This is a genomic window from Actinomadura sp. ATCC 39365 (assembly GCF_054392275.1).
In genome coordinates, this window is sequence record NZ_CP184335.1 from 4978208 (window position 1) to 4999396 (window position 21189).

Genomic DNA, 21189 nt, shown 5'->3' on the forward strand with positions numbered 1-21189 from the left:
CGATGATGCCGGATATGCGCGGACGTGTACTGGTGCGGGGCGGGGCTGCGGTCGCGGTGGCGGCCTTGGCAGGGCTGGGCGTCTACTTCTCGAAAGTGGGCCTGGAGGAGGCGGACAGGCTGGCCAGCGTGATCGGGTTGTTCGTCGCGGTGGCCGGGTTGGGGCTGGCGGTGTACGGGCTGATCGCGGAGCGGCGCAGCGGCGGCGACGGGGTGGAGCAGAGGGCCACGGCCATGGGAGACGGTCGGGTGCATCAGGCCGGCCGCGACATCAACGACACGCCGCCGGAGCGGACCGCGGCCGGTGACGCGGGCGACGAGGCGCGCTCCGTGCGGCAGCGGGCGAAGGCCACCGGGCGGGGGCAGGTGTATCAGGCCGGCCGCGACATCGACAAACGATGAGCGGGGCGGGCGGATCAGGGCGGGTGATCCAGGAGGCCCACGGCGCCGGGCTGGCCCGGATCTACCAGGCCGCCGGCGACCTGATCGTGTACGGGGGCGCGGAGCCGTACCGGTGGGCGGTTCGGCCCGCTCCGGAGCCGCCACCGGCGGGGGCCGAGGCGCGGGCGCAGCCCAGTGAGCTGCTGCGGGCCTCGCACGCGCTCGTCGGCTTCACCGGCCGCCAGGCCCTCCTGGCCGAGCTGGCACGCTGGCGGGACGCAGACCCCCGGCAGGACGTGGCTGTCCGGTTGATCCATGGGCCGGGCGGGCAGGGCAAGACCCGGCTGGCCGGTCACGTGGCGCAGCGGTGGCGGCGGCGGGGCTGGGTGGTGCTCGCCGCCCACCATCGGCGTGACCGCTCCACCGCCGAGGACTTCGAGGTGCCCGCCTTCGACGGGGCGGCCGGGGTGCTGGTGGTGGTGGACTATGCCGAACGGTGGGACACCGCCGACCTGCTCACCCTGCTGCGCGACACCCGCCTGTCCGGCCGGATGCCGGTGCGGGTGCTGTTGCTGGCCCGCCCGGCGGGCACCTGGTGGGACAGCCTGAACGGCCGCATCCAGCGCGACCTGCGCCTGACGCCCAGCAGGACGGCCCTGGAGCCGCTGGAGCAGGAGGCAGGCATCAGCCGCGGGACGCTGTTCGCCGCGGCCCGTGACCGGTTCGCCGAGCTGCTGCAGGTGCCCGGCGCGGAGGCGGTGCCCGCGCCGCCCGGACTGGAACGGCATGAGGCCTATCGGCTGGTGCTGACCGTGCACATGGCCGCCCTGGCCGCGGTGCTGGCCCACGACCGCGGCCAGGCCGCTCCCGCCGATCCGGCACAGGTGTCGGAGTTCCTGCTGGCGCGCGAGCGGGATCATTGGGAGGCGATGGCGTCCCCGCGCCGGGAGAAACCGTTGGCGACCTCGCCGGACGCGATGGGGCAGATCGTCTACACCGCCACTCTCACCGGCCGGCTCGGCTACGAGGACGGCAGGGCCGCCCTGACCCGTGCCGAGATCGAATCCACGCAGGCGGCCGGGCAACTGCTCAAGGACCACGCGCTGTGCTACCCGCCCGCCGCGGCTCCCGGCCCCGTGCCGGGGCAGGCGGCATCGGTGGCTCGGGCCGGCGGCACGGTGCTGGAGCCCCTGTACCCCGACCGGCTGGGTGAGGACTTCCTCGCCCTGTCCACGCCCGGCCACGCCTGCGACTTCCCCGCTGACCCGTGGGCCGAGAAGGCGCCCGCCCGGCTGCTGGCGGGCCTCACCGACACCGGTGACGGATCGGCCGGCAAGGCGCCTGCGTGGGCGCGTCATGGGCTGGCCACGTTGATCGAGGCCGCTCGCCGCTGGCCCCACGTGGCACGGCAGCAGGTGTATCCGCTGCTGGCCGAGGCCCCGCACCTGGCTGTGCAGGCCGGCGGCGCCGCGTTGGTCGCGCTGGCCGGCCTGGACGACATCGATACGAGGCTGCTGGAGGCCATCGAGTCGACGTTCCCCGCACAACGGCAGGTCGACCTCGACGTCGGGGTGGCCGCGGTGGCCTCCCGGCTGGCCGAGGCTCGGCTGGCCGCCACTTCCGATCCGGCCGCCCGTGCCCGGATCCACGATGACCTGGCCTTCCGCCTCACCTTCGCGGGGTTGCACGCCCGCGCCGTGGCTGAAGGCCATCAGGCCGTCCAGCTCTGGTATCGGCTCGCCACGCTGGACCAGGATGCCTACCTGCCCGCGTTGGCGAAGTCGTTGAGCAACCACGCTCCCCGGCTCGCGGACATCGGGGACCGGGAGGAGGCGGCGGCCGTCTCGGAGCTGGCCGTCACCCTGCGACGGGCGCTGGCCGAGTGGAACCGGGACGCCTACCTGCCCGATCTGGCCACCTCGTTGAGCAACCACGCCGTTCGGCTGGTGGAGATCGGGCGGCGGGACGACTCCCTGCAGATCTCGCACGAGGCCCTCACCCTGTACCGGGAGCTGGCCGCGCAGGACCGGGACGCCCTCCTGCCCAGACTGGCGCAGTCGGTGAGCAACCACGCCCAGCTGTCGGCCGAGATGGGACGGCGGGCCGAGGCGGCGCCCCTCTCGGACGAGGCCGTCCGCCTGCGCCGCGAGCTGGTCGCGCTGGACCGGGATGCCCATCTGCCCGACCTGGCGATGTCGTTGAGCAACCACGCTCTCCGCCTGGCGGAGATGGGCCGGCGGGACGACGCCCTGCTCGTCTCGGACGAGGCCCTCGGCCTGCGCCGGGAGCTGGCCGCGCGGAACCGGGACGCCTTCCTGCCCGACCTGGCGATGTCGGTGGACAACCACGCCATGCTGCTGGCCGGGAAGGGGCGGGGGACGGAGGCGGCGCCCCTCTCGCGCGAGGCGGTCAGCCTGTTCCGGGAGCTGGTCGAGCTGAACCGGGACGCCCACTTGCCGGGCCTGGCGCTGTCATTGATCAATAACGCCGTGCTGCTGGCCGAGACGGGGCGGCGGGCAGACGCCCTGCGGGTCTCGGAAGGGGCCGTCGGCCTGTCCCAGGAGCTGGCCGCGCTGAACCGGGACGCCTACCTGCCCATCCTGGCCACTTCATTGCTCAACCACGCGAACCGGCTGAAGGAGACCGGGCAGGCGGCCGACGGCCTGCGCGTCTCCGCGGCAGCCGTCAGCCTGTACCGGGAGCTGGCCGCCCTGAGCCGGGACGCCTACCTGCCCAACCTGGCCACCTCGCTGCACAACCACGTTCGCGGATTGGTGCTGGCCGGGCGCTGGGGCCAAGCCGTGCCGCCCGCGCGGGAGGCGGCGCGCCTGCGCCAGGAACAGGCCGCGCTGCACCCGGACGTCCACCTGCCCGATCACGTCCAGAGCCTCACGGTACTCGGGTACGTGCTGGGCGGCGGGACCCTGTTCCGGGAGGCGGTCGTGCCCCTGGCCGAGGCGTTCGTCGCCGGGCGGCGACTGCCCGAGGACGCCCAGGGCGTCATGGACGAGGTCGTCGAGCTGCTGCGCCGTGCCCATGCCGGTGACCCCGTCGGCGCGTGCGAGGAGTTTCGCAAGGTCACCGGCCTGGACATGCCCGATCGGCTGAAGCAGCCGCCCGCCGCAGCGGGCTGAGCAAGCCGCGCCGCCGGCCGCCCGGCGGGTGGTGCCGAGCGGCTCCGACGCCTGCGCGGTCGTGCTCACCATGCCCGCCGAGAGCGCTGTCACGGCGGTGGCGAGCTTCATGATCGGTCTCATGTTCTTCCTCGCCGTCTACTCCACACTCGGGGGCGGTCGGCGACGCTGACCTTCAGTTGCGCGCTCGACGACACCACGCTCCCCACCGGTGCGTTGGCCAGCTTCGCGTCCACGACCACCCCCCGGCGGCCGAGGTAGTCATAGGTCTCGGGGTCGAAGATGTACTCCTCCCTGACCCCGTTGGGCGAGACCATCGCCGCGGCTGTGCCCGTGCGCCCAGCGGCGTCCCGAGCCTTCTTCACCGTCACCACCCCGGGGATCGTGGCCGCCGCGCGGAAGAGCGCGGCCCGCTGCGCGGCGGGCAGGTAGGACTCGTCGAGCAACCCGCCGACCCGGTTCCACGCCTGGTAGTCCTGCAGCCCGTCGTCGGGCACCTGCGTGTAGAGGTGCCTGCGCATGCCCTCGGTGTCGGTCGGCAGCTTGCTGACGTAGGCGTAGTCGTTGCGCAGGAACTCGGCCCGGTCGTCGAAGTCGGCCGCCCGCTCCGGACGGCCGGGCTTGCCCACCAGCGCCTGCTCCGCCCGTGCGGCCGGCGGGAGCGGGTGCCCAGGGTACGGCAGCGGCGCCAGAATCTCCTCCTGCAGGACGCCCTCGACCGCGCTGCCCTCGACCGGCAGCCAGATCGTGCGCTTGGAGCGCGACAGCCAGATCCCCCCGTCCCCTTCGGAGGTGTCCATGCTGCGCGACTCGTAGACGAGGAACTGCCCGGGCCTGGGATGCAGCTCCGGACGGCTGCCGACGCGTTCGGCCGCCCGCGACAGCACCTCCACGGCCGCGACCGTGCGGATCATCGGCGGGGCCGGTGCCGGGACGGGCGGGCTCTGGACGACGAACACCGCCGCCCCCACCACGGCCGCCAGCCCCCCGCCAGCGCGGCGCGCAGTGCGAGGCGGCGCAGGCCGGAGGGTGCCGGGGCCGACATGCCGGCCATCAGGCGCTCCGCCTCGGCCCGCAGGTCCTCCTGCACGGGGACCTCGGAGCGGAAGTCGTTGAGCTGAGCCAGCTCATCCATGGCGAACCTCCTCGATGACGAGTGCTGTGGGGTCGGTCCCGCCCAGTTCCTGCCGGATCTTCGCGCGGGCCCGGTTGACGCGGGAGCGGACCGTTCCGACGCGGATGCCGAGCGCCTCGGCGGCTTCGGGGTAGCTGAGGCCGCCCCAGGTCACCAGGAGCAGCACGTCGCGGTGCCCGGCGGGCAGCGCGGCGAGCGCGCCCGCCAGGCGCTGCCGCACGGCCTGAGCGCTCAGCCGCTCGTCGCTGCGCGAGGTGAAGGGTTCGGTGACCGGGTCCACACCGGTGCGGGCCAGCAGCTTCAGCTGCCTGGCCTCGGTGCGCTTGTGGCGGCCGATGAGGTTGGTCGCGATGCCGTACAACCAGGGCAGGGCGTTGTGCCTGGCCGGGTCGTAGCGGCCACGCTGGCGGAAGGCGGCGAGAAACGTCTCCGCCACCACGTCCTCGGCGACGTCGGGCCCGAGGCGGCGGACGACGAATCTCTTGATCTCAGGCGCGTGCCTGCGGAAGATCTCCGCGAACACCTCGGGCTCCTGCCGGGACCGCGCGAGGACGGCGGAATCGGCGGGGCTCGTATCTGACATGCTCTGGCCTCTCGGCTCACGGACGGGACACCCCCACTTGCCCGCTCGCGGCCGACCGGTTCCCGTCATCAGGAAGCATGCCGGATTCCCTGACGCCACAGCAGCTCATCCCGGGGCGGGGGGCGGCGAGCCGTTCAGGACGGCTCGCCGCGGGACCCTTCTCGATCAGACGCGCGTCGAGGTGGAGGCGTACCCGCCGCCGCCGGGGTAGACCCACTCGCCGGTGAGCGTGGTGCCGTCGGCGTCGAAGACGCCCTCGTAGTAGGCCGGGCCGCCCTTGGCCCCGGCCCAGATGGTCAGCCTGTCGCCCGCCGGCTCGTAGACGTAGTCGAAGGTGTTGCCCGCCGAGTCGTAGTACCGGGACACCACGTCCGTCCCGGTCGGCTCACCGAACGGACGCAGGTTGCCGATGATCTCCATGCCGGTGACCGGCTCGCCGAACTGGGTGAGCTCGACGTGCTGGACGAGGAAGAACCGTCCGGGCAGCCACTCGTAGCGCACGGTCCCCTCCGCGCCGCCGGTGACCTTCCAGGTGCCGACCAGCCGGTCCAGGGCCTTCAGCTCGGGGCTGGGCTGCTGGATCTCGATCATGTTGTCCTCCTCTGTGGTTGTTTCGCCGGTACCTCGGAGCCGCCTGCCGGGCTTTGACACGACCTCGCTGTGACGTGAATCACACTCGACCGGCGTCAAAAGTCCCGACCCGGGTCCGAGGTAGCGAGCGAGAACCCACCGACAAGGAAGGAAGTACGTCATGACCGCCACTGCCGCCGACGTTCCCGTCCATGGAACCGCCCGGACGTCCCGACGCCTGCTGCTGGCCGGGGCGCTGGCCGGGCCGATCTTCTTCGCCTCGGCGACCACGCAGATGCTCACCCGCGCGGGCTTCGACATCACCCGGCACCCCATCAGCCAGCTGTCCACCGGCGACCTGGGGTGGATCCAGATCCTCACCTTCGTCCTCGCGGGGACGGGGGCGCTGGCGCTGGCCGTCGGCGTCAGGCGCACGCTCACCGAAGGGATCGGGCGGCGGGCGCTGCCGATCCTGGTGGGCGTCTTCGGCGCCGGGCTGGTGGCGGCCGGGATCTTCACCATGGACCCCGAGCAGGGTTTTCCGGCCGGGACCCCCGAGGGGCCGGTCGCGCGGATGTCCTGGCACGGCATCGCGCACTCGGCCGCCGCCGCCGTGGCCTTCACCGCGCTGGCCGTCGCGGCCGTCGTGATGAGCGTCCGGTGCGCCCGCCGCCGGTCGGCGCCGCCCGCCGTGCTGAGCGCCGTCGCCGCGCTGGTGCTGCTGGTGCCGATGTCGCCCGGCCACATGAGCATCCAGGTCGCGGTGAACGGCCTGGTCGCCTTCACCTGGACGACCGTCCTCGCGGTGTCGCTGCGGCGCGCCGCCTGAGGCGGCCTAGAATCGGCTTCGACGATCAAGGGATTCACCATGAAATACCTGCTGCTCGGCTACACTCCGGCCGCCGCGTGGGACGCCGCCACCGCCGACGTCCCCTCCGAGGAGGCGCTGGCCGCCTTCGCGACGTACCAGAAGCTGGAGCGGGAGCTGATCGCCTCCGGCGAGTTCGTCACCAGCGAGGGCCTGGGACACCCGGCGGTCAGCACCACCGTCCACCGCGACGGTGACAAGGTGGTCGCCACCGACGGTCCCTTCGCCGAGCTCAAGGAGGTGCTGGCCAGCTTCGCCGTGATCGACGTGACAGGCAAGGAGCGGGCCGTCGAGATCGCCGCGCGCATCGTCGAGGCGCTCGGCGAACCGATCGAGATCCGCCCGATCATGGGTGCGGACTTCGCGACGTGAACCGCGAGATCGAGCACCTGCTGCGCACCGAGGCGCCGCAGGTGCTCGGCGCGCTGGTCCGCCGCTTCGGCCGGTTCGACATCGCCGAGGACGCGGTGCAGGAGGCGCTGTTGACCGCCGGCCGGACCTGGCCGATCGAGGGCGTCCCGGAGAACCCGCGCAGCTGGCTGATCCGCGTCGGATACCGGCGCATGGTGGACCTGATCCGCTCCGACCAGGCCCGCCACCGCCGCGAGCTGCGGGCCGGAGTGGCCGACCTGGCCATGCAGGAACCCGAACGCCGGGCACACCCCGCGGGCGACGGCGACGACAGCCTGACCCTGCTGCTGCTGCTGTGCTGCCATCCCGCGCTGGACCCCACCTCCCAGGTGGCGCTCACGCTGCGCGCGGTCGGCGGCCTGACCACCGCCGAGATCGCACACGCCCACGGCACGACCGAGCCCACCATGGGCGCCCGGATCAGCCGCGCCAAACAACGGCTGGCCCGCGCCGGAGCCCGTTTCACCCCGCCCACCGACGCCGACCGCGACAGCCGTATGTCCGCCGTGATGCGGGTGCTCTATCTGATCTTCAACGAGGGCTACACCGCCACCGCCGGCGACCGGCTCGCCCGCGTCGACCTGACCCGCGAGGCCATCCGGCTGACCCGCATGCTCCACGCCACGCTCGGCGACGACGCCGAGGTGACCGGCCTGCTGGCGCTGATGCTGCTCACCGAGTCCAGGCGCGCCGCCCGTACGGACGGCGGTGACCTGGTGCCTCTGGACGAGCAGGACCGCACCCGGTGGGACCACGACCTGATCGACGAGGGCACCGCTCTCATCGACGGCGTCTGGAACCGCGACCGGACGGGCCCCTACCAGCTCCAGGCCGCGATCGCCGCCGTGCACTCCGCGGCCTCCGCACCCGACCGGACCGACTGGGTCCAGATCGCCGTGCTGTACATGTGGCTCGAACGGCTCACCCCCACCGCGCCGGTCCAGCTCAGCCGGGTGGTGGCGGTGGCCCACGCCTACGGACCGGCCCGCGGCCTGGCGCTCCTGGACGACCTCGACCGCCGCCACCACCTGGACCGGCACCCGCTCACCAGGCAGCGGGAGCACGCGGTCCGCGCCCACCTGCTCCAGATGACCGGCGACACCACGCGGGCAGCCGCGCTCTACCGCCGGGCCGCCGACCTGACCGCGAACCAGGTCGAGCAGCGCTACCTGCTCGGCAAGGCCGGCGACCTCAGCTGACCAGCCTCGACACCGCTCGGCTCACCTCGTCGACGTGCGGCACGTGGCACGCCTCATGTCCGCCGCGCCGCAGGACTGGGCCGCGCATCTGTGCGCCGTCCTGGGCGGGCGCTCGTGCGCCTCGGCAGAGCTCGCGCGACTGCCGCAGGGCGCCGACCCGACGCCACGCGCACGCCCATGACCTCCCCGCGAGGTGGGAAGCGACCAGGCCGTGAAGGGTTTGTCGGCGGTGGCGGCGTGGGTGATCAGGCGGGTCAGGTCGGGGCCGGCCGCGACGGGGACGACCTTCCTGGCCGTCCGGTCGATGACCAGCGCGGCGTTCTCGGCGGAGTCGTGCTGCGGAACGAACCTTTCCGCTTGTCCTTCTACGGTGAAGGGGACCGCACCGAGGAGGAATTCGTGATCGAACTGTCGTGGCCGCAGGTCAGCGCGCGGCGTCTGGAGCGGGCGCACCTGGCCGCCCCCGCCGCCGACAAGGACCAGGCCGCCGTCGTGGCCGCCATGTGCGGGGCGCAGGCCCAGGTCATGTCCGCGGCCGAGCTCTCGATCGGCCTGCGGTTCGACGGTGTCACCCGCGCCCACGTGCGCGAGGCGTTGTGGGACGAGGGGACCCTGGTCAAGACGCACGGGCCGCGCGGAACCGTGCATCTGCTGCCGGCGGGCGACCTGCCCATGTGGCTGGGCGCCCTGTCGTCGCTGCCCGCGGGGCCCGGCGGGGCCGAGGGCGTCCGGCTGACGGCGGAGCAGACCGACCAGGTCGTCCAGGCCGTCCGCGACGTGTTGTCCGGGGCCGACATGACGATCGACGAGCTGAGCGACGCGGTCGTCGCGGCCACCGGGCCGTGGGCGGGCGACCTGGTCATGCCCGCGTTCCAGGGCATGTGGCCGCGCTGGCGGCAGGCGATGGCCACGGCGGCGCACCGCGGCGCGTTCGTGTTCGGGCCGGTCAGAGGGCGCAAGGTCACCTACCGCGCCGCGCCGGACGCCCCCGTGCCGCCGGACGGGCGGGCCGGCCTGGTCAGGGCCTACCTGGCCGCGTACGGGCCGGCGACCCCGGCGCAGTTCGCCCAGTGGGTCGGGGCGCCGGCGCGGTGGGCGGCGGAGGCGTTCGCGGAAGTGGAGACCGAGGAGGTGTCGTTCGACGGGCGTCCGGCCCGGGTGCTGGCGGGGGACACGGCGGTGCCGGACGGGCCGCCGCGCGGCGTGCGCCTGCTGCCGTACTTCGACGCCTACCTGATCGCGGGTCGGCCGCGCGAGCTGCTCTATCCGGGCCCGGCCTGGCAGCGGGCGCTGTCCGGCGGGCAGGCGGGCAACTTCCCCGTGCTGCTCGTGGACGGCGAGGTGCGCGGGGTCTGGCACCAGCGGCGCTCCGGCAGCCGGATCGACGTCACGGTCGAACTGCTGTCCGGCCTGACCGCCGCCCAGCGCGGCGAGCTCGATGAGCAGGTGGAGCGGGTGGGGGAGATCCTGGAGGGCAGGCCACGCCTGACCCTCGGCCCGGTCACCGTGGGCGCGCACGCCTGACCGCCGACCCCGGTCACGGTAGGTGCGCACGCCCGACCGGCGGCCCGATGGCCGTAGGGGCGCAGGCCGGACCTGGCTGGACAAAGTGTCCGAACTGGACATAGCATCCGGGGCATGACAGGGACGGATGACCGCGTGCGGCTGTGGTCGCCGGTGTGCGAGGCGGTGGCCGCGCTGCTGGCGCCGTACGCCGAGGTGGTCCTGCACGACGTCCGCGGCGACCAGGTCCTGGGCGTGTGGAACCCGATGTCCGGGCGCGGCCCCGGCGCCCCGTCGCTGCTCGGCGAGCTCGACCGGCTCGACCCCTCGCCCAACGGCGTCTACGGCCCCTACGAGAAGCTGCTGGCCGACGGGCGGCGACTGTCGTCGGTGAGCGCCGTGCTGCGCGACCCCGGCGGCGAGCCGTCCGCCGTGCTCTGCGTGAACCTCGACCGCACCCCCTTGGAGCAGGCCGCGGCGCTGCTGGCCGCGTTCGCCGCGCCGTCGGCGCCCCGTCCCGAGGCGCTGTTCGAGCAGGACTGGACCGAGCGCGTGCAGCAGATCGTCGGCGCCTACGTCCGCGAGCACGGCCGGCCGGTGGAGCGGCTGACCCGCGAGGACCGCCTCGCCGTGCTGGCCGAGCTGGACCAGGCCGGGATCTTCACCGTCCGGCGGGCGCCGTCCGTCGTCGCGGGGGCGTTGCGGACTTCCCGCTCCACCCTCTACGCCCTGCTCGCCGAGCTCAGGAGGAGCCGACCGTGACCCCGCTTCCCGACTTCCGGCTGGAGGTCTACTTCTCCCGCTGGGAGTTCACCGCCCGCCACCACCTGGCCGCCTCCGACGCGCAGACCATGACCATGGCCGAGCTGCTCGCCCTGGCCGGCGACGACGACAGGCACGCCTGGGAGACGCTCTCCCTCGGCTACACCGAGACCTTCGGCGACCCGGGGCTGCGCCAGGCGGTCGCGGACACCTACGAGCACGTCGGCGCGGACGACGTGCTCGTCTTCGCGGGCGCCCAGGAAGCCCTGTACCTGGCCATGCAGGTGCTGCTCGGCCCCGGCGACCACGCCGTGGTGGTCACGCCCTGCTACCAGTCCGCCGAGACGGTGCCGATGGCGTTGTGCGAGGTCACCGGCGTCGCGCTCGACCCCGCCCGCGACTGGGCGCTCGACCTCGACGCCGTGGAGGCCGCGATCCGGCCGAACACCCGCGTGGTGTCGGTCAACTTCCCCAACAACCCGACGGGCAAGGTCATCGGCGCGGCCGACCTCGCCCGGCTGGCCGCGCTGTGCGAGGAGCGCGGCATCCACCTGTTCAGCGACGAGGTCTACCGCGGCCTGGAGCTCGACCCCGCCCGTACGCTGCCGCAGGCCGCCGACCTGTCGCCGGCGGCGCTCTCGCTGAACGTCACCTCCAAGTCCCTCGGCATGCCCGGCCTGCGCATCGGCTGGATCGCCTGCCGCGACCGCGAGCTGCGCGCCCGCCTCGAACGCGCCAAGCACTACACGACCATCTGCAACTCCGCGCCCAGCGAGATCCTCGCCCGCATCGCGATCAGGGCACGGGACCGCATCCTGGAGCGCAACCGCGGGATCATCGCCGCCAACCTGCCGCGCTTCGAGGCGTTCTTCGGCGAGTTCGGCGACCTGTTCGAGTGGCGGGCGCCGGACGGCGGCTGCGTCACGTTCCCCCGCTATCTGGGCCCGGACGGCGTCGAGGCGTTCTGCGCCGAGCTGGTCGAACGGGCCGGCGTGCTGCTGCTCCCCGCGGGCGTCTACCGCTCGGAGCTCACGTCCACGCCGGACGACCGGTTCCGCCTCGGCGTGGGCCGCGCCGACCCCGAGCCGGGCCTGGAAGCCTGGGCGTCCTTCCTCAAGGGGCGCTGACCGGCCCGGCGTGCGGATCAGTCCGCTCGACGGCGGCCTGCACGCCGTCGAGCAGCACGGTGAGCCCGACCGTGAACGCCTCGTTCACCTGGTGCTCCAGGTATGGCTCGCCCTCGCCGGGGACATGGGCCTCGCTCTCGACCCAGGCCACCATGGGGAAGCGGGCCGCGAAGCCCGGCGCGACCTCCTCCAGCAGGTGGGAACGGGTGTGCCACCACTCCTCGTCCGACACGCCGGTGGCCGACGGGGCCTGCCGGGACTCGGCGACCGTCCGGGCCGCGCCGCGGACGAAGTCGAACAGCAGCGACACCACGCCGCGCAGCGCGGGCGGGCGCAGGCCGGTCTCGCGCAGGATCGCGACCAGGCTCTCCAGCAGCGCGAACTCGTTGGGGCCCAGCACCGGCCTGGCCTGCGACACCTGGAGCACCCAGGGGTGGCGCTGGTAGAACTCCCACAGGTGCCCGGCCCACGCGGTGACCGCCGGCCGCCAGCCCCCGGCCAGGTCGTAGGCGGTGGGCAGCTCGCCCAGGGCCTTGTCGTACATGAGGTCCACCAGCTCGCCCTTGCTGGGGACGTAGGTGTAGAGGGCCATGCCGGTGCGGCCCAGCCGTTCGCCGACCTTGCGCATGGACAGCGCGGCCATGCCCTCGGCATCGGCGACGGCGATGGCGGCGTCGACGATCAGGTCCACGCTCAGGCCCGGCTTGGGGCCGGGACGCGACTCGCCCGGCTCCTCGGTCCGCCACAGCAACGCCATCGAACGGCGCGCGTCCCCCTGCCCGGCGAAGACGACCACGGTACGACTCTCCTCTGCCCCGGAACTCTTTACGGCAGAAGATATCAGCGCTCCGAGTGGTAGGGCGGGGGCGTGCGTCGATCCCGGCGCTCCGCGGGGGCGCCGGGATCGAGGTGGGTGAGGACGTCGGCCCTAGCCGCCGACCCCCACGCCCGCGCCGGGGCCGTAGCCGTGACCGATCCAGTTGCCGTTGCCGCTGCCCGGCCAGTTGTGGCGGCCGTGGTCGTGCTTCCAACCCCAGTCGTCGTCGGAGTCGTGCCCGTGCTCGCCGCCCTTGCAGGCGTCGGCGTCACGGGTGCCGGCGAACCGGCCGTACTTCGTGACGTGGTGGTACGTGGAGTCGTCGTTCGTTCCGAGGCTGCAGTTGTCCGGGTGCCAGTGCCTCTCGTCGGACCAGGCGTCCGCGGCGGCCACGCCGGCCATGCTGAACACCGCGGCCGCGACGAGCAGTGCACCGCCGGCGGCGATGAGGTTACCTCTCATGAGCTCCCCCTGTAATCACGAAGTGACATCGGCCATCACTATACGTAGCGATCTTGGACGCCCTCCGCAGCGCCACACCCGGTTTCCCCCAACAGCGGGCCCCCTACCAGCAAACTCCCGGACACCCGCCACCCCGGCCTGGCAAGGGCGTACGGGCCTTCCGGGCCCCGTTCCGGAGCCCCGCCGACGGGCGGACCCCGGGCGCAGGACGCCTGCGGATCATCGGTTCTCCGGAACGAGCAGCACCTCGGCCCCCATCGGCAGATAGCCGGCGGCGAGGAAGGCCCGTACGCTCGCCGCGTTGCCCGGCGCGATCTGCGCCCACAGCGGGCCGGGCGTCAGGTGCCTGGCCGCCGCGGCCAGCGCCCTGCCGAGCCCGCGCCCGCGGTGCTCAGGCTCCACCTCGACGGCCGCCTCCCAGCGGCCCGCCACGCCGCGGCCCAGCGTGACCAGGCCGGCGCCGTCGCCGGTGACCCACACGCGCACGGCGTCCCGGTAGCGGCGGGCCCGGACGACGCGCGGATGGTCGCCGGCGGTGAGCTCCGCCAGCGGGAGCGGGGGCGGCCCGGGGGCGGGGGCGGCCAGCGCGAGCAGGTCGAGGTTGCCGGTCCGCCTGCCGGTCGCGGCCTCCATCGCCGTCAGGAACGCCGGCATGAGCGGCGCCGACAGGTCGCCGGCGGGCAGCAGCGCGCGCACCCGAGCCGGGTCGACGTCGGCGAAGACCACCGTGTGGGCGGTGAAGGCGATGATCCCCGCGTCGCGCTCCGACGGCTGGGGGAGGACGGTCACGCTGCCGTCGGGGGCGGGCGGGCGGCCCGCCGCCGCGTCCGAGAGAAGGTCGGCCAAGATCTCCATGCCCTCATTCCAGCAGAACGAGTTCCAGCGGAACGGGTTCCAGCAGACCGAGTTCCAGCGGAACGATCAGGCCGAGGGGACGCCCCCGTCGGCCGCGGACCGTACGGCGGCCAGGTAGGCGTGGATGGCGTCCCGGTTGCGGGCCAGGCAGTCGATGCGCTGCTGGATGCGGCCCGCCTCCGCCCGCAGCAGCTCGGCCAGTTCGGGCGTCAGGCACTCCGGATGCAGGTGGATCTCGTCCGGCCTGGTCAGGAACGGCAGGATACGGCGGATGATCTCCGTGGTGAGCCCGGAGTCGAGCAGGCCGCGGATCTGCTGGACCCGGTACACCGCGGACTCGGGATAGTCCCGGTAGCCGTTGACGGCGCGGTCGGGGTGCAGCAGGTCCTGCTCCTCGTAGTAGCGGAGCATGCGCGTCGGCACGCCCGTACGCTGGGACAACTGTCCGATCTTCATGCTTCCCTCGGGAGATTTGCCTTCACACTGATGTGAAGGTTTCAGCATAGGCGGCATGTCTCCTGCGAAACTCCCGTGGGCGGCGCTGCTCGCGCTGTTCACGGCGGCGTTCACGGCCGTCATGACCGAACTCCTCCCGGCGGGCCTGCTGCCGCAGCTCGCCGTCGCCCTCGGCGTGCCGGAGGGAACGGCCGGGTTCCTGGTGACCGCCTACGCGGTCGCCTCCTTCCTGGCCGCGATCCCGCTGACCGCGTTGCTGCGCGGACTGCCCAGGCGGCAGGTGCTGGTGGCCGCGCTGCTCGGGTTCGCGCTGCTCAACGCGGTCACGGCGGTGTCGTCGTCGTACGCGGTGACGTTCGCGGCGCGGGTGGGCGCGGGGACGATGGGCGGCGTCCTGTGGGCCATGCTCGTCGGGTACGCCGCCCGCATGGTCCCCGCCGAGCGCCGCGGGAGGGCCATCGCGATCGTCTCGGCCGGGATCACGGTGGCGCTGTGCGCCGGCATCCCGGCGGGGACGCAGCTCGCGGCGGCCGTCGGATGGCGGGCGGCGTTCGGGTCGCTGTCGGCGGTGGCGGTGATTCTGGTGGGCTGGGTCCTGTGGAAGGTGCCGCCCTTCCCCGGCGAGCCGGCGGCGCGGCGGGTGCCGTTGCGGCGGGTCGCGGTCGTCCCTGGCGTCAGGACCGTGTTGTCGGTGACGGCGCTGGTGCTGCTGGGGCACCAGGCGATGTACACGTACCTGGCGCTGTTCGCGGAGCGGGCGGGGTTCGACCGGCCGGGGACCGTGCTGCTGGTGTTCGGCGTGGCCACGGTGGCGGGCATCTGGGTGGTCGGCGCGGTGATCGACCGGCGCCCGCGGGCGACCCTGCTCGCGGTGCTGGCCGCGGTGGCCGCGTCCATGACGGCCCTCGGTCTGTACGCCGGGTCCGCCGGGGTGCTGCTGGGCGCGGTCGCGTTGTGGGGCGCGGCGTTCGGGGGAGCGCCGACGCTGCTGCAGACCGCGCTGGTCACGGCCTCGGGCCCGGAGAACGCCGACGTGGCCACGTCGATGCAGACCACCGTCTACAACGCGGGCATCGCGGCCGGGTCGCTCGCCGGAGGGCTGGTGCTGGAGGGCGCGGGGGCGGGCGCGCTGCCGTGGACCGCCCTCCCGGTGGCGGTCGCCGCCCTCGCGGTCGTGGCCGCCGCCCGCCGGCACGCCTTCCCGGCCCCCCGTCACCCCGTTGCCGGAAGCCGTGCCGTCAGAAGCCGTGCCTCGACAGCGGCGGCACCAGCTCCCGCTCCTCGTACGACAGGTGGGACAGCAGCGCGTCGCTGAGCAGGTCGACGGCGGCCCGCAGGTCGCCCAGGCCGCCGGGCTCGCCGACGAAGGCGACCAGCGTCCGGTCCACCCGTTCGATGATCTTGTGGATCGCCTCGTGCTCCTCCTGCAGCCGGTCCAGGACGGGCGCGAGCCCCGGTTCGGCGCGGCGCAGCTTCGGGAAGACCATGCTGTCCTCGCCGGTGTGGTGCATGGTGACGAGCCTGCAGTACGACTCGCAGTACGCCCCCAGCGTCCAGTTGTTCTGCCGCATCGTCATGGTCGCGATCTGCGAACGGGCCGCCCCCGCGTCGATCGTGCCCGCGGCCACCTGCTCGACGAGGTCGCGGAGCTGGGCCAGCTCGGCGCGCAGGTGGTCGTGCACGTCCACGAGGTGCTGCCCGGCGGCCTGCTCCGCCGGGGTGTACCGGCGGTCGGGGTCGGGGTCGGGCGCGGTGGGCCTGGTGGCCTCGTCCCAGACCTGGATCGCGGCGCGCGTTCCGGTGGCGGGCTCCGGTTCCGGTGAGTGCCCGCGTCCGGCGGCGACCAGCTCCCGTACGGCCGGGGCGGTCTCGGCGGCGAAGCGCTCGATCTCCCGCGGATCGCCGGACATGAGGATGAAGACGCTCACCCCGTGGACGAGCGCGAGCTCGGCGAGCTGCGCGGCGGGCAGCGGGCCGCCCAGGTTGAGCAGCCGCCGCACGTCGGACGGCGACCGCCCGGCCTCCAGCGCGGCCTCGTCGATGACGGCGTTGCCCTCGCCGAGGGCGGCGACGTCCTGGAAGCGGGGGAGCGAGGGCAGCCAGCCGTCGGCCAGCCGCCCGGTGAGCCGGAGCATGCGCGGCTTGTAGGCCCCGAGCCAGATCCCGATGTCGTGGGCCGGTCGCGGGCCGCGCTTGAGCCCGTCCACCCGGTAGTGCTCGCCGCGGTGGTGGACGCTGCCGCGCGTGCCGGTGTCCCAGACCGCGCGGATGATCCCGATGCCCTCCTCCAGCGCGGCCACGGCCTCGGACGGGGTGTGCCGGGGGCCGCCCATGGCCTCGATGGCGTCCCGGTAGCCGCCCGCGCCGAGCGCCAGCTCGAACCGGCCGTGGCTGAGCAGGTCGAGGCTGGCCGCCGCCTGGGCGAGCACGGCCGGCGGGCGCAGCGGCAGCGGGTGCACGTTGCCGGCCAGCCGGATGCGCTCGGTGCGCGCGGCGACGAAGCTGAGCAGCGTCCAGGTGTCGAGGAGGGCGGGCTGGTAGGGGTGGTCCTGGAAGGTCACCAGGTCCAGCCCGGCGCGCTCGGCGAGCTGGGCGAGGGCCACGACCTCGTCCGCCTGCCCGGCGGCCGGGACGAGGTTGGCGCTGAACTGCAGGTCGTGACCGTAGTCGGGCATGAGGGGCTCACCCATTGGTTGGTTGTGCGAACTGTTGGTGTCGCGAAGTAAATTTAGTTCGTGTCGCCAACTACTGTCAATTACACTGGTCGCATGGTCGCCACCGAAGCCCCGGGTCTGAGCCTCACCGAGGCGCTCGTCCGCCTGGCGCACCTGGTCGAGCAGGTCTACGGCGAGGTCAGCAGGGAGCACGACCTGACCCCGCAGCAGGCCCAGCTCCTGTGCCTGCTGGTCGGCGGGCCCATCGGGATGACCGGGCTGACCCGGGCGCTGCGTCTGGAGAAGTCGAGCCTGACCGGGCTCGTCGACCGCGCCGAGAAGCGCGGGCTGGTGGCCCGGGTGCGCGACGCGCGTGACCGCCGTGCCTGTCTGATCGAGCTGACCCCGGCGGGCGCGGAGATCGCGGTGCGCGCCCACGACGGGGTGGCGGCCCGCCTGGAGACGCTGGCCGCCGGCCTGCCCGCGCGCCACCGCGACCTGCTGGCCGCGGCCATCGGGGAGATCCTGGCCGAGGACACCGCCCGTACCGGCCGCACCTGGGGCCGCCTGGAGCCCGGCCGCTGAACGGCCGCTGAACGGTCGCTGGTCGCGGGAGCGTCAGGGGCGGGGAAGACCTCCGCGAGGAACGACGTCAACGCCGCCGTCACCTCTTCGGGGCGTTCGAGGGGCGCCAGGTGGCCGGTCTCGGGCAGGTCGAGGCGGCGCGCGCCCGGAATGCCCGCCGTCAGGATGTCCGACACCTCCTGGATGCCCGGCACGTCCGACAAGCCGTTGATCACCAGCGTGGGCGCGGCGACCTCGCGCAGCCGCCCGACGGCCGGCGGGGACAGGAACCGCTCCGACGACCTGGGCCCGGTCCAGGACCGCTGGAACACCAGGGCGCACATCTCCACCGCCGCCTCCCACACCGGGCCGGGCAGCGCGTCGCGGCTCCGGCCTGGCCCGGCGACCTGCCAGGCCGTGTGGGCCTCCGCCATCGCCCGCACGTCACGCGGATCGACGCCGGTCGCCCCGCCCTCGCGGTAGCGGGCCAGCCGGTCGGCGGGCACCGAGGTGTGCACACGTTCGCGGGCCTGCGCCAGCATCTCCGCCGGCCACCGGTGGCCGGCCAGGCCGGAGCCGATCAACGCCAGGGCCGCCACCCGGCCGGGCGCGGCCAGGGCGGCCTCCACGGCGTACGCGCCGCCCATCGAGCAGCCGACCAGCGCCGCCCGCCCGACCTCCAGCGTGTCCATCAGCTCCAGCAGGTCTTCGTGGTGGCACACCTCGCCCTCGGCGTCGCCGGACCCGCCGTGGCCGCGCCGGTCGTAGCGGATCACCCGATGGCGCCGCGACAGCGCCGCGAACTGGTGCTCCCACATGCGCCGATCGGCCACCCCGGCATGGACCAGCACGACGGCGTCGCCCGACGCGGGCCCGGCCTGGTCATAGGCGATCCTCATCCCCGCAACCTACTCCCGCGGGGGTGCGGGAGCGGGTCGCGTTCGCCACGGGCTCAGCGTCAGGCGTAGTCGGGGGTCATGACGGCGGCCAGGGTCAGGTGGGGGGCGGCCTGCTCAGGGTGGCCCTGGCGGTGCAGGGTACGGCCGAGGAGGTGGCGGGCGTAGGAGTCGTCGGGCGCCTCGGCGACCAGGCTCTCCAGGGCCGTACGCGCCCGGCCGAGCTGGGCCGAGGCGAAGTACGCGCGGGCCGCCAGCAGCCGCACCCCGCGATCCGCGCCGTGCTCGTCGAGCAGCGGGCGCAGCAGCGTGAGCGCGCCGAGCGGGTCGCGCTGGTCGAGCAGCGACTCGGCGTGGCGCAGGCGCTCCACCTCGGCGGGCAGCCGCCGGACCGGGTGACCGGCGGCGTCGGCCAGGAAGTCCCTGATCACGTCCGGCGGCTGGGCGCCGGCCAGGGCGCGGCCGCCCGCCACGATGGTCGGCGACGTGCGCACGCCCTTGGCCTTGCCCGTGAGCAGCAGCTCGCGCACCAGGTCGGCGCCCCGGCCGTCCCACGGCACCCCGGTGTCGGCGGCGATCGCCGACAACACGGCCGGGTCGCCGATGTCGAGGGTCTCGACGAAGTGTGCCGACAACACCCGCTCGACCACGGCCGACTGCAGCGCCGCGCCGCCCGTCTCGTACGCCACGGCGATCAGCCGGTGCGCCTCCAGCGTGTTGGGCCGCCAGGCCGCGCCCCACTGCTGCCCGAGCCCTTCGTCGGCGGCGAGGCCGGCCACCCGCACCCGGTTCTCGGCCGGGGACAGGCCGGGCGAGCAGACCTGGAGCGCCTCCTCGACCATGGGGTCGCTCAGCACCTCCGCCAGCGGCTCGGCCTTGGCCGGCGCCGACGGATCGATCTGGAACGGCCGCCAGACCACCTCGACCGGCTCACCCGCCCAGGAGGCGAGGGCCTTCTCCAGCCGCCGCTTCCCGATGTGGGCCCATCCGCAGACCATGTCCGCCCAGACTTCGATTCGCATGACCGGCAATCTATGCGACAACTGTCGATTAGTCAACATGTGTCGTATAGTGGCGGCGTGAACCCGGATGATCCGCGCGCGCGGCGTACGCGCGCCCGTCTCAAGGCCGCCGTCCTGGAGCTGGCCGCCCGGCAGGAGCTGGGCAGCATCACCATGTCGGCGCTGGCCCAGCACGCCGAGGTCAACCGCGCCACCATCTACCTGCACTATCCGGACGTCGACGCGCTGGTCACCGACGCCATGGAGGACGCCGTCACCGCCGTGGCGCGGGCGGCGGCCCTGTGTCCGCTCGACGCCCCCCGCGACCGGCCGCCGGCCCCGCTGGCGGAGCTGTTCGACCACGTGGCCGCCAACGCCACCCTGTACGAGCGCATGCTGGGCGGCCAGGGCAGCGCCCGCTTCGCCGCCCGGATGCGTGAGCGGCTCACCGAGGAGCTGACCGGCCGCTTCGCCGCGGGCAGCCGCCCGGCGGGGTTCGCGGACGTGCCCGCCGACGTGCACGCCGCCTTCCTGGCCGGGGCGCTCATCGGCGTGATCACGCACTGGGTGTGCGGCGGCCGCCGTGACGCCGCCGCGGCCCAGTCGTTCTGGCGCCTGTTCCGGCCCCCGGCCCCCGGCTGAGCTCCGATGCCGCCGCGGGCCGCACTCTGGAAACACCGGTGCAGCTCTGAGCTCCGATGCCGCCGCGGGCCGCCCGCTTGGTACGCTGCGTCGCGACATCGCCGGACAGGTCCGAGGCAGCGCCCCTCGCCTGCAGCGGTCGCCCGCCCCGTCCCCGACCCCGACCGACCGCCAGGACCACACGATGACCATGCTTCCCGACGAGCTCAGGACCGCCCTGGACTCGGCCCTGGCCCGCTTCGCGCCGCACGACCTGTCCCGCGCGACGGAACAGCTCACCGAGCGCTACCGCACCGGCCCGTCCGCCGCCGCGCCGCACCTGCGCACCCCGGCCGACATCGCGGCCTACGCCGCCTACCGCATGCCCGCCACGTACGCCGCCGCGGGCACGGCCATGCGCATGGCCGCCGCGATGACCCCCGGCTTCGCGCCGCGGACCCAGCTCGACGTGGGCGGCGGCACCGGCGCGGCGGTCTGGGCGGCCGGGCCGGTCTGGCCCTCGCTGGAGCGGGTCACCGTCGTCGAGCACGACCCCCAGATCATCGAGCTCGGCCGGCGGCTGGCCAGGACCGCGCCCGTACGCGACGTCACCTGGCGGCGCGCCTCGATCGACCCGGGGCTCGACCGGCCCGCCGCCGACCTGGTCACCATGTCGTACGCCCTCAACGAGCTGCCCGCGCAGCGCCACGCCGACGTCGTGCGCTGGCTGGCCGCGGACGCGACGATGGTGATCGTCATCGAGCCCGGCACCCCCGCCGGCTACGCCAACATCGTCACCGCCCGCGAGGCGCTGACCGGGTGCGGCCTGACCGTCGTCGCCCCCTGCCCGCACGACGGCCCCTGCCCGATCCAGCCGGGCCGCGACTGGTGCCACTTCTCCGTACGCCTGCCGCGCACCACCCTGCACCGCCGCGTCAAGTCCGGCACGCTCGGCTTCGAGGACGAGAAGTTCTCCTACGTGGCCGCCGTGCGGGGGCAGTGGCCGCGGGCGGCGGCACGCGTCCTGCGCCACCCGCAGAAGCGCAAGGGCCTGGTGTCGCTGCGGCTGTGCACCGCCGACGAGGGCGTGCACGACGTGGTCGTCTCCAAGCGGCAGGGCGAGCTGTACCGGCTGGCCCGCGACGTCGACTGGGGCGACGACTGGCCGGGCGCCGAGTGACCAGGCCCGGC

The 21189-nt window shown here is 74.1% G+C and carries 22 protein-coding genes and 1 pseudogene; 12 read left to right on the plus strand and 11 right to left on the minus strand.

Going from position 1 to position 21189, the window contains the following annotated elements:
• Window positions 1–14 precede the first annotated feature (14 nt).
• Together ACNF49_RS24470 and ACNF49_RS24475 are read left to right on the plus strand one after the other, a co-directional pair.
• Window positions 15–401 carry a hypothetical protein gene (locus tag ACNF49_RS24470; RefSeq protein WP_357981552.1) on the plus strand — a complete coding sequence of 129 codons (387 nt, stop codon included), beginning with the start codon at window positions 15–17 and terminating at the stop codon, window positions 399–401.
• Window positions 398–3514, plus strand: coding sequence for a hypothetical protein (locus ACNF49_RS24475; protein ID WP_498702937.1), 3117 nt, complete (start codon window positions 398–400; stop codon window positions 3512–3514). The genes ACNF49_RS24470 and ACNF49_RS24475 overlap by 4 nt, the downstream gene beginning before the upstream one ends.
• Window positions 3515–3633: 119 nt before the next feature.
• Here the strand turns inward: ACNF49_RS24475 and ACNF49_RS24480 are convergent, their stop codons facing one another.
• From ACNF49_RS24480 to ACNF49_RS24495, 4 genes are all read right to left on the minus strand, one after another.
• On the minus strand, window positions 3634–4488 hold the full coding sequence (locus tag ACNF49_RS24480) for a CU044_5270 family protein (RefSeq protein WP_482945097.1): 855 nt from the start codon (window positions 4486–4488) through the stop codon (window positions 3634–3636).
• Window positions 4425–4649, minus strand: a complete 225-nt coding sequence (locus ACNF49_RS24485) for a hypothetical protein (protein ID WP_482945098.1) — start codon at window positions 4647–4649, stop codon at window positions 4425–4427. Before ACNF49_RS24485 ends, ACNF49_RS24480 begins: the two co-directional genes overlap by 64 nt.
• Window positions 4642–5232: an RNA polymerase sigma factor gene (locus ACNF49_RS24490; RefSeq protein ID WP_357981543.1), complete on the minus strand. Its 591-nt coding sequence runs from the start codon at window positions 5230–5232 to the stop codon at window positions 4642–4644. Before ACNF49_RS24490 ends, ACNF49_RS24485 begins: the two co-directional genes overlap by 8 nt.
• 165 nt (window positions 5233–5397) lie before the next feature.
• Window positions 5398–5823, minus strand: a complete 426-nt coding sequence (locus ACNF49_RS24495) for a hypothetical protein (protein WP_357981540.1) — start codon at window positions 5821–5823, stop codon at window positions 5398–5400.
• 160 nt (window positions 5824–5983) lie between these two features.
• Here ACNF49_RS24495 and ACNF49_RS24500 point away from each other — a divergent pair, with 160 nt between their 5' ends.
• The 6 genes from ACNF49_RS24500 (at window position 5984) to ACNF49_RS24525 (ending at window position 11672) form a co-directional block, all read left to right on the plus strand.
• Complete coding sequence (locus tag ACNF49_RS24500; RefSeq protein WP_482945099.1) at window positions 5984–6631, plus strand: DUF998 domain-containing protein; 648 nt, start codon at window positions 5984–5986, stop codon at window positions 6629–6631.
• Between the two features lie 39 nt (window positions 6632–6670).
• Window positions 6671–7042 (plus strand): YciI family protein, encoded by a 372-nt coding sequence (locus tag ACNF49_RS24505; protein ID WP_482945100.1) that lies wholly within the window; start codon window positions 6671–6673, stop codon window positions 7040–7042.
• Window positions 7039–8280, plus strand: coding sequence for an RNA polymerase sigma factor (locus ACNF49_RS24510; protein ID WP_482945101.1), 1242 nt, complete (start codon window positions 7039–7041; stop codon window positions 8278–8280). Before ACNF49_RS24505 ends, ACNF49_RS24510 begins: the two co-directional genes overlap by 4 nt.
• Window positions 8281–8679: 399 nt before the next feature.
• Window positions 8680–9804: a winged helix DNA-binding domain-containing protein gene (locus tag ACNF49_RS24515; protein ID WP_482945102.1), complete on the plus strand. Its 1125-nt coding sequence runs from the start codon at window positions 8680–8682 to the stop codon at window positions 9802–9804.
• Between the two features lie 114 nt (window positions 9805–9918).
• A complete protein-coding gene (locus ACNF49_RS24520; RefSeq protein WP_482945103.1) occupies window positions 9919–10545 on the plus strand; it encodes a helix-turn-helix transcriptional regulator in 627 nt (208 codons plus the stop codon).
• On the plus strand, window positions 10542–11672 hold the full coding sequence (locus tag ACNF49_RS24525; RefSeq protein ID WP_482945104.1) for an aminotransferase class I/II-fold pyridoxal phosphate-dependent enzyme: 1131 nt from the start codon (window positions 10542–10544) through the stop codon (window positions 11670–11672). The genes ACNF49_RS24520 and ACNF49_RS24525 overlap by 4 nt, the downstream gene beginning before the upstream one ends.
• On the opposite strand, the gene ACNF49_RS24530 is transcribed toward ACNF49_RS24525, so the two are convergent.
• The 4 genes from ACNF49_RS24530 to ACNF49_RS24545 all read right to left on the minus strand — a co-directional run bounded on the left by ACNF49_RS24530 (window position 11659) and on the right by ACNF49_RS24545 (window position 14262).
• Window positions 11659–12468 carry a TetR/AcrR family transcriptional regulator C-terminal domain-containing protein gene (locus ACNF49_RS24530; RefSeq protein WP_357981525.1) on the minus strand — a complete coding sequence of 270 codons (810 nt, stop codon included), beginning with the start codon at window positions 12466–12468 and terminating at the stop codon, window positions 11659–11661. The genes ACNF49_RS24525 and ACNF49_RS24530 overlap by 14 nt on opposite strands.
• Window positions 12469–12600: 132 nt before the next feature.
• Entirely contained in the window at window positions 12601–12951 is a 351-nt protein-coding gene (locus ACNF49_RS24535) for a hypothetical protein (RefSeq protein WP_357981522.1), read from the minus strand.
• A gap of 219 nt (window positions 12952–13170) precedes the next feature.
• Entirely contained in the window at window positions 13171–13806 is a 636-nt protein-coding gene (locus ACNF49_RS24540; RefSeq protein ID WP_482945105.1) for a GNAT family N-acetyltransferase, read from the minus strand.
• 66 nt (window positions 13807–13872) lie between these two features.
• Window positions 13873–14262: a MerR family transcriptional regulator gene (locus tag ACNF49_RS24545; protein ID WP_482945106.1), complete on the minus strand. Its 390-nt coding sequence runs from the start codon at window positions 14260–14262 to the stop codon at window positions 13873–13875.
• Window positions 14263–14317: 55 nt separating this feature from the next.
• Here ACNF49_RS24545 and ACNF49_RS24550 point away from each other — a divergent pair, with 55 nt between their 5' ends.
• Window positions 14318–15577: an MFS transporter gene (locus ACNF49_RS24550; RefSeq protein WP_482945107.1), complete on the plus strand. Its 1260-nt coding sequence runs from the start codon at window positions 14318–14320 to the stop codon at window positions 15575–15577.
• On the opposite strand, the gene ACNF49_RS24555 is transcribed toward ACNF49_RS24550, so the two are convergent.
• Window positions 15501–16937, minus strand: a complete 1437-nt coding sequence (locus ACNF49_RS24555; RefSeq protein WP_498702942.1) for an LLM class flavin-dependent oxidoreductase — start codon at window positions 16935–16937, stop codon at window positions 15501–15503. The two genes, ACNF49_RS24550 and ACNF49_RS24555, sit on opposite strands and share 77 nt — an antisense overlap.
• 249 nt (window positions 16938–17186) lie before the next feature.
• On the opposite strand from ACNF49_RS24555, the gene ACNF49_RS24560 reads away from it, so the two are divergent.
• On the plus strand, window positions 17187–17501 hold the full coding sequence (locus ACNF49_RS24560) for a MarR family transcriptional regulator (protein WP_482945580.1): 315 nt from the start codon (window positions 17187–17189) through the stop codon (window positions 17499–17501).
• A 134-nt stretch (window positions 17502–17635) separates the two neighbouring features.
• On the opposite strand, the pseudogene ACNF49_RS24565 reads toward ACNF49_RS24560, so the two are convergent.
• Both ACNF49_RS24565 and ACNF49_RS24570 read right to left on the minus strand, forming a co-directional pair.
• Window positions 17636–18379 (minus strand): annotated as a pseudogene (locus tag ACNF49_RS24565) (alpha/beta fold hydrolase); the annotation flags it as partial.
• 59 nt (window positions 18380–18438) lie between these two features.
• Window positions 18439–19398 (minus strand): DsbA family oxidoreductase, encoded by a 960-nt coding sequence (locus ACNF49_RS24570; protein ID WP_482945109.1) that lies wholly within the window; start codon window positions 19396–19398, stop codon window positions 18439–18441.
• A gap of 57 nt (window positions 19399–19455) precedes the next feature.
• Here ACNF49_RS24570 and ACNF49_RS24575 point away from each other — a divergent pair, with 57 nt between their 5' ends.
• Together ACNF49_RS24575 and ACNF49_RS24580 are read left to right on the plus strand one after the other, a co-directional pair.
• Window positions 19456–20019: a TetR/AcrR family transcriptional regulator gene (locus tag ACNF49_RS24575; protein WP_357981497.1), complete on the plus strand. Its 564-nt coding sequence runs from the start codon at window positions 19456–19458 to the stop codon at window positions 20017–20019.
• Between the two features lie 184 nt (window positions 20020–20203).
• Window positions 20204–21178, plus strand: a complete 975-nt coding sequence (locus ACNF49_RS24580) for a small ribosomal subunit Rsm22 family protein (RefSeq protein WP_357981495.1) — start codon at window positions 20204–20206, stop codon at window positions 21176–21178.
• The last annotated feature ends 11 nt before the right edge of the window (window positions 21179–21189 follow it).

Excerpts from the sequence above, each read along its gene's own strand:
- ACNF49_RS24470 (WP_357981552.1), top strand. The coding sequence starts at position 15 with ATGCGCGGACGTGTACTGGTGCGGGGCGGGGCTGCGGTCGCGGTGGCG.
- ACNF49_RS24475 (WP_498702937.1), top strand. The coding sequence starts at position 398 with ATGAGCGGGGCGGGCGGATCAGGGCGGGTGATCCAGGAGGCCCACGGC.
- ACNF49_RS24485 (WP_482945098.1), bottom strand. The coding sequence starts at position 4,649 with ATGGATGAGCTGGCTCAGCTCAACGACTTCCGCTCCGAGGTCCCCGTG.
- ACNF49_RS24490 (WP_357981543.1), bottom strand. The coding sequence starts at position 5,232 with ATGTCAGATACGAGCCCCGCCGATTCCGCCGTCCTCGCGCGGTCCCGG.
- ACNF49_RS24495 (WP_357981540.1), bottom strand. The coding sequence starts at position 5,823 with ATGATCGAGATCCAGCAGCCCAGCCCCGAGCTGAAGGCCCTGGACCGG.
- ACNF49_RS24500 (WP_482945099.1), top strand. The coding sequence starts at position 5,984 with ATGACCGCCACTGCCGCCGACGTTCCCGTCCATGGAACCGCCCGGACG.
- ACNF49_RS24505 (WP_482945100.1), top strand. The coding sequence starts at position 6,671 with ATGAAATACCTGCTGCTCGGCTACACTCCGGCCGCCGCGTGGGACGCC.
- ACNF49_RS24520 (WP_482945103.1), top strand. The coding sequence starts at position 9,919 with ATGACAGGGACGGATGACCGCGTGCGGCTGTGGTCGCCGGTGTGCGAG.
- ACNF49_RS24535 (WP_357981522.1), bottom strand. The coding sequence starts at position 12,951 with ATGAGAGGTAACCTCATCGCCGCCGGCGGTGCACTGCTCGTCGCGGCC.
- ACNF49_RS24540 (WP_482945105.1), bottom strand. The coding sequence starts at position 13,806 with ATGGAGATCTTGGCCGACCTTCTCTCGGACGCGGCGGCGGGCCGCCCG.
- ACNF49_RS24545 (WP_482945106.1), bottom strand. The coding sequence starts at position 14,262 with ATGAAGATCGGACAGTTGTCCCAGCGTACGGGCGTGCCGACGCGCATG.
- ACNF49_RS24550 (WP_482945107.1), top strand. The coding sequence starts at position 14,318 with ATGTCTCCTGCGAAACTCCCGTGGGCGGCGCTGCTCGCGCTGTTCACG.
- ACNF49_RS24555 (WP_498702942.1), bottom strand. The coding sequence starts at position 16,937 with ATGCCCGACTACGGTCACGACCTGCAGTTCAGCGCCAACCTCGTCCCG.
- ACNF49_RS24560 (WP_482945580.1), top strand. The coding sequence starts at position 17,187 with ATGACCGGGCTGACCCGGGCGCTGCGTCTGGAGAAGTCGAGCCTGACC.
- ACNF49_RS24570 (WP_482945109.1), bottom strand. The coding sequence starts at position 19,398 with ATGCGAATCGAAGTCTGGGCGGACATGGTCTGCGGATGGGCCCACATC.
- ACNF49_RS24580 (WP_357981495.1), top strand. The coding sequence starts at position 20,204 with ATGACCATGCTTCCCGACGAGCTCAGGACCGCCCTGGACTCGGCCCTG.